This is a genomic window from Bordetella trematum, assembly GCF_900078335.1.
GTDB classification, from domain to species: domain Bacteria; phylum Pseudomonadota; class Gammaproteobacteria; order Burkholderiales; family Burkholderiaceae_B; genus Bordetella; species Bordetella trematum.
Genome location: NZ_FKBR01000018.1, coordinates 26911 through 41606 on the forward strand (window position 1 = coordinate 26911; position 14696 = coordinate 41606).

General features: G+C 64.2%; 11 protein-coding genes. 4 read left to right on the forward strand and 7 right to left on the reverse strand.

What is annotated here, in order from left to right:
• Position 1: 1 nt before the first annotated feature.
• Both A7V84_RS08485 and A7V84_RS08490 read left to right on the forward strand, forming a co-directional pair.
• On the forward strand, positions 2 to 316 hold the full coding sequence (locus A7V84_RS08485) for an NAD(P) transhydrogenase subunit alpha part 2 (protein ID WP_025514546.1): 315 nt from the start codon (positions 2 to 4) through the stop codon (positions 314 to 316).
• On the forward strand, positions 313 to 1749 hold the full coding sequence (locus A7V84_RS08490) for an NAD(P)(+) transhydrogenase (Re/Si-specific) subunit beta (RefSeq protein WP_063492363.1): 1437 nt from the start codon (positions 313 to 315) through the stop codon (positions 1747 to 1749). The genes A7V84_RS08485 and A7V84_RS08490 overlap by 4 nt, the downstream gene beginning before the upstream one ends.
• On the opposite strand, the gene glcF is transcribed toward A7V84_RS08490, so the two are convergent.
• The 6 genes from glcF to tldD all read right to left on the reverse strand — a co-directional run bounded on the left by glcF (position 1746) and on the right by tldD (position 10099).
• A complete protein-coding gene (gene glcF / locus A7V84_RS08495) occupies positions 1746 to 2984 on the reverse strand; it encodes a glycolate oxidase subunit GlcF (RefSeq protein ID WP_063492364.1) in 1239 nt (412 codons plus the stop codon). The two genes, A7V84_RS08490 and glcF, sit on opposite strands and share 4 nt — an antisense overlap.
• An 11-nt stretch (positions 2985 to 2995) precedes the next feature.
• Positions 2996 to 4099, reverse strand: a complete 1104-nt coding sequence (glcE, locus tag A7V84_RS08500) for a glycolate oxidase subunit GlcE (protein ID WP_033534884.1) — start codon at positions 4097 to 4099, stop codon at positions 2996 to 2998.
• 11 nt (positions 4100 to 4110) lie between these two features.
• Positions 4111 to 5610 (reverse strand): FAD-linked oxidase C-terminal domain-containing protein, encoded by a 1500-nt coding sequence (locus A7V84_RS08505; RefSeq protein WP_025514538.1) that lies wholly within the window; start codon positions 5608 to 5610, stop codon positions 4111 to 4113.
• 161 nt (positions 5611 to 5771) lie between these two features.
• A complete protein-coding gene (locus A7V84_RS08510; protein WP_025514536.1) occupies positions 5772 to 7175 on the reverse strand; it encodes an FAD-binding oxidoreductase in 1404 nt (467 codons plus the stop codon).
• Between the two features lie 98 nt (positions 7176 to 7273).
• On the reverse strand, positions 7274 to 8347 hold the full coding sequence (aroG, locus tag A7V84_RS08515) for a 3-deoxy-7-phosphoheptulonate synthase AroG (protein ID WP_025514534.1): 1074 nt from the start codon (positions 8345 to 8347) through the stop codon (positions 7274 to 7276).
• A 291-nt stretch (positions 8348 to 8638) separates the two neighbouring features.
• Complete coding sequence (gene tldD, locus A7V84_RS08520; protein ID WP_025514532.1) at positions 8639 to 10099, reverse strand: metalloprotease TldD; 1461 nt, start codon at positions 10097 to 10099, stop codon at positions 8639 to 8641.
• A gap of 634 nt (positions 10100 to 10733) precedes the next feature.
• Here tldD and A7V84_RS08525 point away from each other — a divergent pair.
• Positions 10734 to 11096, forward strand: a complete 363-nt coding sequence (locus A7V84_RS08525; protein ID WP_025514530.1) for an H-NS histone family protein — start codon at positions 10734 to 10736, stop codon at positions 11094 to 11096.
• 90 nt (positions 11097 to 11186) lie between these two features.
• Here A7V84_RS08525 and A7V84_RS08530 read toward each other — a convergent pair whose 3' ends face one another.
• Positions 11187 to 11777 carry a DUF4136 domain-containing protein gene (locus A7V84_RS08530; RefSeq protein ID WP_051348219.1) on the reverse strand — a complete coding sequence of 197 codons (591 nt, stop codon included), beginning with the start codon at positions 11775 to 11777 and terminating at the stop codon, positions 11187 to 11189.
• A 206-nt stretch (positions 11778 to 11983) separates the two neighbouring features.
• Between A7V84_RS08530 and pepN the strand changes: the two genes are divergently transcribed.
• Positions 11984 to 14692: an aminopeptidase N gene (pepN, locus tag A7V84_RS08535; protein WP_033534929.1), complete on the forward strand. Its 2709-nt coding sequence runs from the start codon at positions 11984 to 11986 to the stop codon at positions 14690 to 14692.
• Positions 14693 to 14696 lie beyond the last annotated feature (4 nt).

Genomic DNA, 14696 nt, shown 5'->3' on the forward strand with positions numbered 1-14696 from the left:
GATGGAAAGCATCAGCCCTACCCTGATCAACCTGATCATCTTCGTGCTGGCCATCTACGTCGGCTATCACGTGGTGTGGAACGTCACCCCGGCGCTGCACACTCCCCTCATGGCGGTCACCAACGCCATTTCCGCCATCATCATCGTCGGCGCCATGCTGGCTGCCGCGCTCACTGAAGGCGGCCTGGCTCGCGGCATGGGCGTACTGGCGGTGGCCCTGGCTGCCGTCAACGTGTTCGGCGGCTTTCTCGTCACCCGCCGCATGCTGGAAATGTTCAAGAAGAAAGAGCGCCCGGCCAAGGAGAACAGCCGATGATCTCCCTCAATCTCGTCACCCTGCTTTACCTGGTGGCTTCCGTCTGCTTCATCCAGGCGCTCAAGGGGCTGTCGCATCCTGCGACTTCGCGCCGGGGCAATGCCTTCGGCATGGTCGGCATGGCCATCGCGGTACTCACCACCGGCGCACTCATCTATGCCCTGGCACGTGAAAGCGCAGCCATCGGCCTGGGCTGGGTGGTGCTTGGCCTGCTGGTCGGCGGCGTCATCGGCACCGTCATGGCCAAGCGCGTCGAAATGACCAAGATGCCCGAACTGGTGGCCTTCATGCACAGCATGATCGGCCTGGCCGCCGTCGCCATCGCCGTCGCCGTGGTAGCCGAGCCGCAGGCCTTCGGCATCGCCGAGGCCGGCAGCCTCATCCCGGTAGGCAACCGCTTCGAGCTCTTCATCGGTACCTTCGTGGGCGCCATCACCTTCTCCGGATCGGTGATCGCCTTCGGGAAATTGTCGGGCAAGTACAAGTTCCGTCTCTTCCAGGGGGCTCCGGTCACCTTCCGCGGTCAGCACTGGCTGAACCTGGTGCTGGCGCTGGTCATGCTGGGCTGCGGCCTGTGGTTCATGGTGACGCAATCCTGGACGCCCTTCATCATCATGACGGCCCTGGCTTTCGTGCTGGGCGTGCTGATCATCATCCCGATCGGCGGGGCCGACATGCCGGTGGTGGTGTCGATGCTCAACAGCTACTCCGGCTGGGCGGCGGCGGGGATCGGCTTTTCGCTGAACAACCCCATGCTCATCATTGCCGGTTCGCTGGTCGGCTCTTCGGGCGCGATCCTTTCGTACATCATGTGCCGCGCGATGAACCGCTCGTTCTTCAATGTCATCCTGGGTGGCTTCGGCGGCCAGGCGGCAGCGGCCAGCGGCGGCGCGCAACAGGCGCAACGTCCGGTCAAGAGCGGCAGCCCCGACGATGCGGCCTTCCTGCTGGCCAACGCCGAAAGCGTCATTATCGTTCCGGGTTACGGCCTGGCCGTGGCGCGCGCGCAGCATGCGCTGAAGGAACTGACCGACAAGCTCACCGCCAATGGCGTCACCGTGAAATACGCCATCCATCCGGTGGCAGGCCGCATGCCGGGCCACATGAACGTGCTGCTGGCCGAAGCCGAAGTGTCGTACGAACAGGTCTTCGAGATGGACGAGATCAACGGCGAATTCGGTCAGACCGACGTGGTGCTGGTGCTGGGCGCCAACGACGTGGTGAACCCCGCCGCCAAGAACGATCCGGCTTCGCCGATCGCAGGCATGCCCATCCTGGAGGCCTACAAGGCACGCAACATCATCGTCAACAAGCGCTCGATGGCCGCCGGCTACGCCGGGCTGGACAACGAACTGTTCTACATGGACCGTACGTTGATGGTGTTCGGCGACGCCAAGAAGGTGGTCGAGGACATGGGCAAAGCCATCGACTAGGCCCGTGCTGGACCAGCGCTCAGGCGCTGGTCCAGCACCTCGATCCAATGCCTGACCGGCGTCTGCGTGCCGGCTTGCAAATGGCCGATGCATCCTACGTTGGCCGACAGAATCACCTGCGGCTGCGCCGCCTCGATGGCGGCCAGCTTGCGCTGGCGCAATCGCCCCGACAGGTCGGGCTGCAACAGGGCATACGCCCCTGCCGATCCGCAGCACAGATGCTCATCGCCAAACGGCTGCAACACGAATCCCAACGCCCGCAACAATTGCTCGTTGACCTCGCGCAGGCCCTGCCAGTGCTGCAGGGTGCAAGGGGGATGAAACGCCGCCACCGGCGCCTGGCCCAGGCGTGGCGCCAGCTGCGCAGCCTGCGGCGCGATCAGTTCGGCCAGATCGCGCACCCGCTCCACCACATAGGCGGCCTTGTCTGCGTAGTCGGGATCATCCCGCAGGTGACGCGCGTACTCCTTGATCATGGCGCCACAGCCCGAGGCATTGATCACCAGCGCTTCGGCGCCGCCCGCCTGCAACAGCGGCCACCAGGCATCGACATTGGCGCGCATCTGCTCGAGCGCGGCCGCCTGTGCGTCCAGATGAAAACTCAGGGCGCCGCAGCACGCCGCGCCCGGCGCCATGCTCGCCCCGATTCCCAGGGCGTCCAGCACCCGTATGGTCGCCGCATCGATCGACGGCATCATCCCGGGCTGGGCACAGCCATCGAGCAGCAGCACCTGGCGCGCATGATGTCCCACCTGAGGAAGCGCCCCGGCCGGCCGCCGCGCCGGCACCTTCGCCCGCCATGACGGCGGCAGCGCCTGGCGCAAGGCCTGCGCCAGGCGCACGGCCGGGCCGAAGGCCGGCGACGTCACGGCATGCCGCAGCAGCCAGCGCTGCAGGCGCTGCGGCCACGGACGCGCCAGCCGCTCGGCCACCGCCTGGCGCCCCAGGTCCAGCAGCTCGCCATAGGCTACACCGGACGGACAAGTGGTTTCGCAATTACGGCAGGTCAGGCAGCGATCCAGATGCTGCTGGGTGGAGGCACTGGGGCTGGCTCCCTCCATCACCTGCTTGATGAGATAGATCCGTCCGCGCGGGCTGTCGCGCTCATCGCCCAGTTCCAGATAGGTCGGGCAGGTCGCCGCACAAAAGCCGCAATGCACGCAACGGCGCAGAATGGCTTCGGCCTGTTCACCTTGCGTCGTACCGCGCGCCCAGGAGGCCAGACGGGTTTGCATTGAAAGCGCTCCTAGAGCTCCGGCACCATGCGGCCGGGGTTGAACAAGCCAGCCGGATCCAGCTCCTGCTTCAATCGTCGGGTAATGCCAGCCACTCCCGCAGACAAGGGATGAAACACGCCGTCGGCCGGTACCCCGGCGCCGTAGGCACGAAACAGCGTGGCGTGCCCCCCCGCAGCCTGGGCGGCCGCGCGCAGGGCGGCCGCATCCGCGCGCGCACTGAGCCAGCGCACGCCGCCACCCCATTCCAGCAGCATCGGCCCGACCTCCAGCGGCGGCGTGGTGGGCGCAACGGCGAGGCGCCACAGCGGCACGCCTCCCTGAAAAAACGCATGCGTCTGCTCCCGCAACGCCGACCAGATCGCCTGTCCGCTCGCTTCATCGAGCTGTTGTCCATCCAGAGCGAGGCAGGCCGCGCGAACGGCAGGCAACGAGCCGCTCAGTCGCGCCAGCCAGCGTCCACCATCACTCTGGCCGTCCTCGGGTATCCAGGCCGTGGCCGAGATCGGCAACGGCTGGCTGCGCCAGCGCGCAAAACGATGCAGGGCCTCGGCCTGGGTGCTCATGCCATAGACGGTGATCTCCACCGGCGGGCAGGGCACCACCTTCAGCGAGACCTCCAGCAAGGCGCCAAAAATCCCCAGCGAGCCCGCCATCAGACGCGAAACATCGTAGCCAGCGACGTTCTTCATCACTTCACCGCCGAAAGAGAGCACGCGGCCCTGGGCGTCCAGCAGGCGGACGCCCAGCAGGTAATCGCTGATGCCCCCGCACGCAACGCGGCGCGGCCCGGCCAGCCCGGCCGCCACGCAGCCCCCTATCGTCGCGGTGGTATCGAAGTGGGGTGGCTCGAAGGCCAGCATCTGCCCGCGTTCCGCGAGAATCTGTTGCAGTTCGCTCAAGGGCGTGCCGGCACGCGCGGTGACGACCAATTCGGAAGGCTGATAGTTGACGATGCCGCGATAGGCCGTCATGTCCAGCACATAATGGCTGTCTGCCGTCAGCGGCGCATTGCCATAGAAGCGCTTGCTGCCTCCGCCCGCAATGGTCAAGGGCTTGTGGCCGCCTCGCGCCGTCATGACCTGATCGCACAGTTCGGAAAGAACGAATTCCATGATGGGCGGCCTCAGAAACGTGCCAGGTCCGGGAAACGCAGCTCGCCGCCATGGACATGCATCTTGCCGTACTCGGCACAGCGCGCCAGCGTCGGCACCACCTTGTCGGGATTGAGCAGACCCGGCGGATCGAACGCGCGCTTGACGCCAAAGAACGTATCCAGCTCGTCGCGCGAGAACTGCACGCACATCTGATTGATCTTCTCCATGCCCACCCCGTGTTCGCCAGTGACGGTGCCGCCTACCTGGATACACAGCTCCAGGATGGCGGCGCCGAATTTCTCGGCGCGCTCGACTTCGTCGGGCTTGTTGGCGTCGAACAGAATGAGGGGGTGAAGATTGCCATCTCCGGCATGAAAGACGTTGGCACAACGCAGGCCGAACTCGTCTTCCATCTGCTCTATCGCACCCAGCACACGCGCCAGATGACGACGCGGAATGGTGCCGTCCATGCAGTAGTAGTCCGGCGATATCCGGCCGGCGGCAGGAAACGCGTTCTTGCGACCGGCCCAGAATCTGAGGCGCTCGGCCTCCGAGCCAGAGACCTGGCAGGCCGTCGCACCTGCGGCACGACAGATGGCCTCGACGCGCGCCACCTCATCGGCAACCTCCTCGGGATTGCCATCGGATTCGCACAACAGAATGGCCTGTGCGCTCAGGTCATAGCCCGCTTGCACGAAGGGCTCGACCATGTGGGTCGCCTGACGGTCCATCATTTCGAGACCGGCCGGAATGATGCCCGCACCGATGATGCGCGTGACGGCATTGCCCGCAGCCTCGACGCTGGCAAAGCTGGCCATCACCACCTGCGCGCGGACCGGCAGTGGCAGCAGCCGCACCGTGACTTCGGTGACGACCCCCAGCATGCCCTCCGAGCCGATGAACAACGGCAGCAATGCGGGCCCGGGCGCATCGGGCGCATCGCCGCCCAGTTCGACGACCTGCCCGTCGATGGTCACTACCCGCAGCTTGATCACGTTGTGCACGGTCAAGCCGTACTTAAGACAATGCACGCCGCCGGCATTCTCGGCCACGTTACCGCCGATCGAACAGGCGATCTGGCTCGACGGATCGGGCGCGTAATACAAGCCATGCGGGGCTGCCGCCTGCGAAATGGCAAGGTTCCGCACACCTGGCTCAACCACCGCCACGGCGGCCAGCGGGTCGATGTGCTTGATGCGATTCAGTTTGGACAGCCCCAGCAACACTCCCTGCGCATGTGGGAGGGCGCCCCCCGACAGGCCGGTTCCCGCGCCACGGGCCACCACCGGCACATTCAAGCGCCGGCAGACCTGCATGACCGCACAGATCTGCGCCTCGTCCTCCGGCAACACCACGGCTGCCGGCAGGCAGCGCATCAGCGTCAACCCATCGCACTCATAGGGCCGGGTATCCTCCTCGCGATACAGCACGCAATGGGCGGGCAACACCGAACGCAGGGCCTGCAGCAGATTCTGCAGGGAGAAAGACGTCGAAGAGGCGCTCAGGCCGGCGTCGGCGATGGAGGTCATCCTCAGAAGATAGCGCGCACCCTGCGATTGTTCACGCCGGTATTTACCCGGGGATGTCGACACGCCCATGCGAGCGCCTCGCGCGCCAGGCGCCAGGCATAAAAAAACACCCAGCGCCTGGCGATGCGCTGGGTGTTTCGGCCTGCCCTGCCCGGGATGGATTACCAGGCGATGATCTTGCCCGGGTTGAGAATGTTGTTCGGGTCGAAAGCATGCTTGAGACTGCGCATCAGGGCCAGCGCGTCGTCACCATGCTCCTGCTGCATGAACTGCATCTTGTGCAGACCCACGCCATGCTCGCCGGTGCAGGTGCCATCGGCCGCGATGGCGCGTCGTACCAGATTGTGATTGATGGTTTCCGACTCTTGCCATTCGGCTTCGTTGTCGCCATCCAGCAGCATCAACACGTGGAAATTGCCATCGCCCACGTGACCGACGATCGTGTACGGGAAGCTGGCCTGATCCAGTTCGTCGACGGTTTCACGCACGCAGTCGGCCAGACGCGAAATCGGCACGCAGACATCGGTCGTGCTGGCACGGCAACCCGGGCGCAGCTGCAACCCGGCAAAGTAGGCATTGTGACGCGCCGTCCAGAGGCGGTTGCGGTCCTCGGGGCGTTCGGCCCATTCAAAGTCCATGCCGCCATGCTCAGCCGTGATGGCCTGCACGGTTTCTGCCTGTTCCTGGACGCCCGCCGGGCTGCCATGAAACTCGAACACCAGCATGGGTGTCTCGCGCAGCGTCAATTTGCTGTAGAGATTGACCGCCCTGACCGCCGCCGCATCCATGAATTCCACGCGCGCAACGGGTACCCCCATCTGGATGATCTCGATCACGCTTTGTACCGCGTCATCCAGCGAGGGGAAATTGCAAACCGCCGCCGATACGGCTTCGGGCTGCGGATACAGCCGGACCGTGACTTCGGTAATGATGCCCAGCGTGCCTTCGCTGCCCACGAAAATGCGGGTGAGGTCATAGCCGGCCGAAGACTTGCGCGCCCGCCCGGCCGTGCGCACCACCCGCCCGTCGGCCGTCACCACGGTCAGCGACATGACGTTCTCGCGCATCGTGCCGTAGCGCACGGCGTTGGTGCCGGAAGCACGCGTGGCGGCCATGCCGCCCAGGCTGGCGTCGGCGCCCGGATCAATCGGGAAGAAGAGCCCGGTGCTGCGGATTTCTTCATTCAGTTGCTTGCGCGTCACGCCGGCCTGCACGGTGGCCGTGAGATCTTCCGCATTGACCGACAGCACCTGATTCATCTGCGAGAGATCCAGGCTGATGCCACCTTCGATGGCCAGCAGGTGGCCCTCCAGCGAAGAGCCTGCGCCATAGGGGATCAGGGGCACGCGGTGTTCGTTGCACAGCCGCGCCACCTGCGCCACCTCATCGGTGTTCTGGGCGAACACGACGGCATCCGGCAGCATGGGCGGATACGGCGACTCATCACGCCCATGATGCTCGCGAACCGCCGCGGACACGGACAAGCGATCGCCGAAAATGGCACCAAGCGCCTCCAGACAGGCGGGCGGCACAGGACGGCGCAGGTCAGGCAAGGGAGCATTCATGGTCAAAGGCAGAAGTGGGTTGCAAACCCGGCCATTCTACGCCCCCTGCGGCGGAAGCAGGCATCCCCCCCTGCTCCGGCCGGCCTTGCCGCGGCCGCCTACTTGCCGCTGGCCAGCGTCACGCGACGACGCTCGCGCACCCCTTGCGCCAGGCGCTCCAGGGTTTGCACCGAAGCCTCCCAGTCGATGCAGCCATCGGTGATGCTTTGCCCGTAGGTGAGCGCCTGCCCGGGCACCATGTCCTGACGCCCGGCCACCAGATGGCTTTCGATCATGATCCCGACGATGCGGCTATCGCCCTTGGCCATCTGGCCCGCCACGTCATCGGCCACCATCGGCTGGTTCTCGGGCTTTTTGCTGCTGTTGGCATGGCTGGCGTCGATCATGACGCGCTGGGCCAGGCCGGACTTGGCCAGGTCCTGGCAAGCGGCCTCGACGCTGGCGGCATCGTAGTTGGGAGCCTTGCCGCCACGCAGAATCACATGGCAGTCTTCGTTGCCGGCGGTCGAGACGATGGCCGAATGGCCGCCCTTGGTCACCGACAGGAAATGATGCGGTTGCGAGGCCGCCTTGATGGCGTCCACGGCGATCTTCACATTGCCGTCGGTGCCATTCTTGAAACCCACCGGACATGACAGGCCCGATGCCAGCTCACGATGCACCTGGCTCTCGGTCGTACGCGCGCCGATGGCGCCCCACGCCACCAGATCGGCAATGTACTGCGGCGTGATCATGTCCAGGAATTCGCACCCGGCAGGCAGGCCCATGCTGTTGATGTCCAGCAGCAGCTCGCGGGCCACGCGCACGCCCTGGTTGATATCGAAGCTGCCATCCAGGCCGGGATCGTTGATCAGGCCCTTCCAGCCGACGGTGGTACGCGGCTTCTCGAAGTAGACCCGCATGACGATTTCGAGATCGGCGCCCAGTTTGTCGCGCATCGGCTTCAGGCGCGCCGCGTAGTCCAGGGCGGCGGCTGTGTCGTGAATCGAGCAAGGGCCGATGACGACGATGAGACGATCATCCATGCCGTGCAGGATGCGGTGCATCGCGCTGCGCGCGGCGTACACGGTTTCCGATGCCTCCTTGGTGCAAGGGAATTCGCGCATGACGTGAGCGGGCGGATTCAGCTCCTTGATTTCACGGATACGAAGGTCGTCTGTATTGTGTGACACGGTAAGGCTCCTGGGATGTCTCGGATTGCAATGGCCCGGCTTGCAGGCCTGTCGGCTGTGTGATCCCGAAGGGCCCCGCCTTCACCGACGGCAACAAAAAAAGCCGCCAGTGACGCTGGCGGCTTTCTTCGGGGGGATCTTTTACTAGGTTAAGCGCGTCCCTTCCTCCGCCAGCGGCTTCAGAAAACCAAAAAAATAAAAGTAAAAAGCGGGGGACGCGAATTTCATAGTGAAAAACTCTAGCACAAAAAAGACCACGCGTCATCCACGCGATGGCAGGCGGAAGCCTTCTCAGGCCGTGCCGCCCACGGTCAGACCCTCCATGCGCAAGGTCGGCATCCCGACTCCGACCGGTACGCTCTGGCCTTCCTTGCCACACGTGCCGACGCCGGAATCCAGGCGCATGTCGTTGCCGATCATGTCGACCCGGGTCATGGCGTCCGGCCCGTTGCCAATGAGCGTGGCGCCCTTGACCGGGTAGGTCACCTTGCCATTCTCGATCATGTAGGCCTCCGATGCGGAGAACACGAACTTGCCGCTGGTGATATCGACCTGGCCACCCCCGAAATTGACGGCATACAGGCCTTTCTTGACCGATGCGATGATTTCCTCGGGAGCCTTGTCGCCACCCAGCATGTAGGTGTTGGTCATGCGCGGCATGGGCAGATGCGCGAACGATTCGCGCCGGCCATTGCCCGTGGCCTGGGTCTTCATGAGACGCGCATTGAGGGTGTCCTGCATGTAGCCGCGCAAGATACCGTCTTCGATCAGCACATTGCGCTGCGTGGCATTGCCTTCGTCATCGATGTTGAGCGAGCCCCGGCGTCCCGGCAACGTACCGTCGTCGATGACCGTCACGCCCTTGGAAGCCACCCGCTGCCCGACCCGCCCGGAGAATACGCTGGAGCCCTTGCGGTTGAAATCGCCTTCCAGACCATGCCCGACGGCCTCGTGCAGCAGAATCCCGGGCCAGCCCGAACCCAGCACCACGGTCATTTCCCCGGCGGGCGCGGGACGCGCCTCCAGGTTGACCAGGGCCTCGTGCACCGCGCGTTCGACGTAATCGCGCAACACCTCTTCGGAAAAGAACTCCAGACCGCTGCGCCCGCCGCCGCCGGCATGCCCCATTTCGCGCCGGCCATCGCGCTCGGCGATCACGGTCAGCGACAAGCGCACCAGGGGACGAACATCTGCGGCCAGCCGGCCATCGCTGCCGGCCACCAGCACCACGTCGTACTCGGCGCCCAGCCCGGCCATGACTTGTATGACATGTGGATCGCGGGCGCGCGCCATCCGCTCCAGCCGCTCCAGCAAGGCCACCTTGTCGGCGGCGCTTAGCGTGGTCAGCGGATCGATGCTCGCGTAAAGGCTGCGGCTGTCATCGACCGGACGGTGCGCGGCCACCTTCACCTTGCCTGCGCCTTGCCGGGCAATCCCGCGCACGGCCTGCGCCGAGGACAGCAAAGCCTGCGGCGAAAGCGAATCGGAATAGGCGAAGGCGGTCTTTTCGCCGCAGACCGCACGCACACCGACACCCTGCCCGATAGAGAAGCTGCCCGTCTTGACGATGCCCTCCTCCAGGCTCCAACCCTCGCTGCGCGTGTATTGGAAATACAGGTCTGCGTAATCGACCTTGTGCGTAAAAATCTCACCCAGGGCACGGGCCAGGTCAGCCTCGGTCAGCATCCAGGGGTCGAGCAGCAGCGACTTGGCCGTCGCCAGGGATTGAATCGCGGGATCGTTCAGTTTCATGGAATTCCGTTGAGATAACTCGGCGGCCCACCTGCCGATGCAGGACAAGGGCGCGGCGTTCAGCCGCTATCGTACCGCTGTTCGGGGGCTCGCTGGAACGGCGCCATTTCAGGCGACCATGACAATAGCATTCACTGCTGTATTCAATTAAGCGCACGACAACTCATCATACGACCTGACCAATACGAAAATAGAGAACGCCCTTATTAAGCAAAATAGAACACTGCGTTGCACGCATCGCAATAGCGTATTAATCGCTTTACAGACATGAATAGATCCTGAACATGGCTCGGAATCTTCCCTTTATGCGCGGCGATAACATAACCGGCAGCGCTCTTTCGCCTCCTGGCTCATGCGCAAGGCCATGCCTGAAGCGGCATGCCTATGCAGGCAAAACAAACTGCCTAGGCAAGATTCCCGGCCTGATGAAAGGGGAATCGGGAGGAAAACCACATGAGGAGAACTTTCTGATAAATACGCATGAATAGTCACTTCCGAACACTTCTGAAACAACTATCCTTTGAATGACGCGAAAGAAAATACAGACTACCGAAGACAATTTCTGTATTATTGAAAAACAACTAAAACATAACAAGTAAACCGGCGAATCCAAGTCCATAACTAGGAAACAGACATGCCCCGAGAGAGTTACGCAGCGCAGCAAGCCAAGATTGAAAAAGAGATCACCCGCCTCCAGAAGCGCGCCGAAGCCCTTCAAACGCGCCGCCGCAAACCGGTGATCGCCGACATCGTGAAGCTGATGCGCGAGTACAGCATCACGCCCGAAGAAATCGTCGCCGCCATGGGCAGCGCGGGCAAAACCACCCGCACGCCGCGCCGCAAAACCGCCGCAGAAACCCCGGCCAAGCGCGCCGTCGCCCCCAAGTACCGCCACCCCCAGACCGGCGAAACCTGGAGCGGGCGAGGCAAAGCGCCGCGCTGGCTGGCTGCCGAAGAAAGCAAGGGCGTCAGCCGCGAGGACTTCCTCATTAAGTAATCCCGTTGATTCCATAACGGCAAAAGCAACGGCGCCCAATGGGCGCCGTTGCTTTTGCGGCAGTCGTCTGCCTTCCGCAAAACAGGGACGCTATAGTCCGGCGGGCAATTCCACCTCGCGTTCGGAACCATTATTGCCCGGGAAGTTATCGAAAATGGCGCGTACCAGATACGGCATCGCACGCAGCAGGTCCTGTTGCTCGCTGACGATATAGGCACGCGATCGATATACCTCAGCTCCGCCGCGCTCCATGTCACGGATATGCAGGTCGAGGTTGTTCCTGAAAGCCACCGCAGGCACCTCCACCCAATCCGGTCCCCAGAACGGCCCCCAGGGCCCTGGCCAGCGCGGGCCGTAGCCGTAGCCCCCATAAAAATAGGGATCATAAGGACGCGGCACCATGACCTGCGTCTGCGTCACGCCATAAGTGAAACTGACGGTGAACCGTGGTTTCTGACCTTCACGCGCTTCTACCAGCCCGGTCGCCCCGATCCCCGCTCTCACCATGTCCTGAAACGACTGATATTCGAGGTTGTTCACCTGCGACGCGTCAGCGGGCTGGAAACCATAGGTCTGCCCCTGGACGCCCTGCGGCCATTGCTGAAAAGACGTCACGCGGGCGGCGACCGTAGGCGTGGCGCAACCGCTGGCAAGGGAAACCGCAGCCACGGCCAACGACATGGCCGCCACCCTGCGCCATAATGGCCGCTGCAAGGCGACACCTAATTTGTTGCTCATCTTCGCACTCCCTTGAGTTCCATCCGCGACGTAAATTCGACCGATAAGGCTGAAAAAGGTTTCTTACCACGATGGTGGATGCCTACCGTAGCAGCGCCGCCGCCTGCAACTACAATACGGCCTCACCGATTGTTTATTCGAGGGTTTTCATGCGCACTGACTCGTCGCCCACCGTCTATCGCAAGGACTATCAACCCTATCCTTTTGCGATTCCCGACATCGCCCTTGAATTCGATCTGGACCCCGACAACACACTGGTGAGCAGCACCATGCGCCTGGAGCGCCGCCCCGAAGCCGCCGCCGACGCGGTGCTGGAGCTCGATGGCGAAGCGCTGGAACTGGTTTCCCTGCGCGTCGATGGCCGCGACTGGCCGGCTTCGCAATACCAGCTGGATGACACGCGCCTGCTCGTGCACGGGCTGCCGCCGCTGTGCACGCTGCAAATTGCCAGCCGCTGCCGGCCTGCGGCCAATTCTACGCTGATGGGCCTGTACGTGTCGGGCGGCAGTTTCTTCACGCAATGCGAAGCGGAGGGGTTCCGACGCATCACCTGGTTTGCCGATCGCCCCGATGTGATGGCGCGCTACCGGGTGACGCTGCGCGCCGATGCACGCTACCCCATGCTGCTGTCCAACGGCAATCTGCTCGAAACCACACAGCTGCCAGACGGGCGCCAGCAAGCCTGCTGGGAAGACCCCCACCCCAAGCCTTCCTATCTGTTTGCGCTGGTGGCCGGCAACTTCGACCTGCGCGAGAAAACCGTGCGCACCCGCTCCGGGCGCGAAGTCCTGCTTCAGATCTACGTCGATCCGGGCGCGGCCGCGCGCAGCCAATGGGCCCTCGAATCCCTCGAACGCGCCTTGCGCTGGGACGAGACCCGCTTCGGCCTCGAACTGGACCTGGATCGCTTCATGGTGGTCGCTGTGCGCGACTTCAACATGGGTGCGATGGAAAACAAAGGCCTGAATATTTTCAACGCGGCCTATGTCCTGGCCGATCCCCAGACCGCCACTGACGCCAACTACGAAGCCATTGAATCGGTCATCGGGCACGAGTATTTCCATAATTGGACCGGCAACCGCGTCACCTGCCGCGACTGGTTCCAGCTCAGCCTCAAGGAAGGCTTGACCGTCTTCCGTGACCAGGAATTCAGCGCCGATATGATGGCGCAGGGCCTGCCGCCGGCCGCAGCCGCAAGCGCCCGCGCCGTCAAGCGCATCGACGATGTGGTGGCCCTGCGCGCCGCGCAGTTTCCCGAAGACGCCGGCCCCATGGCACACCCCATCCGGCCTGACAGCTACCAGGAGATCGGCAACTTCTACACTGCCACGGTCTACGAGAAAGGCGCCGAAGTCATCCGCATGCAGCACACCCTGCTGGGCGCAGAAGGTTTTCGCGCCGGCATGGACGAGTATTTCCGGCGCCACGACGGCCAGGCCGTCACCTGCGATGATTTCGTCAATGCCATGGAAGCGGTGTACCAGGAACTGCATCCGGGCCGCGATCTGGCCGTATTCCGCAACTGGTACCGCCAGGCCGGCACGCCGCGCGTGACCGTCACGCTCGAACATAACGCCGCCAACCGACGCCTGACTGTCACCCTGGCGCAACACTGCGCACCGGTCGGGGTGGAAAAACGCGCCGGCGAATCCCTGCAGAAGCAGCCTTTTCACATTCCGTTCGCCCTCGGCCTGCTTGACCGGCAGGGCCGTGCCCTGCCCTTGCGCCTGGCGGATGCCGCGCCCCAAGACACCGTACTGCTGGAGCTGCGCGAGGCCCGTGCCAGCTGGACGTTCGACGATATCGCCGAGCCGCCCGTCCCATCTTTGCTGCGCGGGTTCTCCGCGCCGGTGATCGTGGAGTACGACTGGCAGGACGCCGAGCTGGCGCTGTTGTCGGCCCATGACACCGATCCGTTCGCGCGCTGGGAAGCCGGCCAGGAGCTGGCCAGCAGGCAGTTGCTGGCGCTGACCGCGCAGTACCAGGCCGGACAGCCGATGCAGGTTGCGCCCGCTTTCGTGGCGGCCTGGCACGCGCTGCTGAGCGACCCGACGCTGGACGCCGGCTATCGCGCCCGCGCCCTGACGCTGCCGGCGGAAAGAACCCTTGCCGAGCGCATGACGGCCATCGACCCGTGCGCGCTGGCCCAGGCCCGCAATCATCTGCGCGCCGAACTCGGCCGGGGGCTGGCTGCGTCCTGGCAAGCCGCATTTGCCGCCAACCAGGTGAGCGGCGCCTACAGCCCCGCTCCCGGGCCGGCTGGCCAACGCGCGCTCAAGAATCTCGCGCTGGCCTATCTCATGGCCGGCGGCGTCGAAGGCGCCCAGGCACTGGCGCAGCAGCAGTATGCCCAGGCCGACAACATGACCGACAGCCTGGCTGCGCTGGGCTGCCTGGCCAACGACGCCGAGCCGGCCGCGGCAAAGGCCGCGCTGGAAGAGTTCTATACTCGCTGGCAGGAAGACCCCCTGGTGGTCGACAAGTGGTTCGCACTGCAGGCCACGGTGCGCCGCCACGGCCTGACCGAGATCCGCCAGCTGATGGCCCACCCGGCCTTCACGCTGCGCAATCCGAACCGCGCCCGCGCCCTGATTTTCCAGTTCTGCCTCAACAACCCGAGCGGCATGCACCAGCCCGACGGCAGCGGCTATGCCTTCTGGGCCGAGCAAGTGCTGGCGCTGGACGCCCTGAACCCCGAGATCGCCGCGCGCCTGACTCGCGTGCTGGACAACTGGTCGCGCTACACCCCGGTGTTGCGCCAATCCATGCGCGCCGCGCTGGAGCGGGTGCAGGCGCATGCCGGCCTGTCGCGCAACGTCGCCGAAATCGTATCCAAAGCCCTTGAGTTTTCCGCATAGGAAC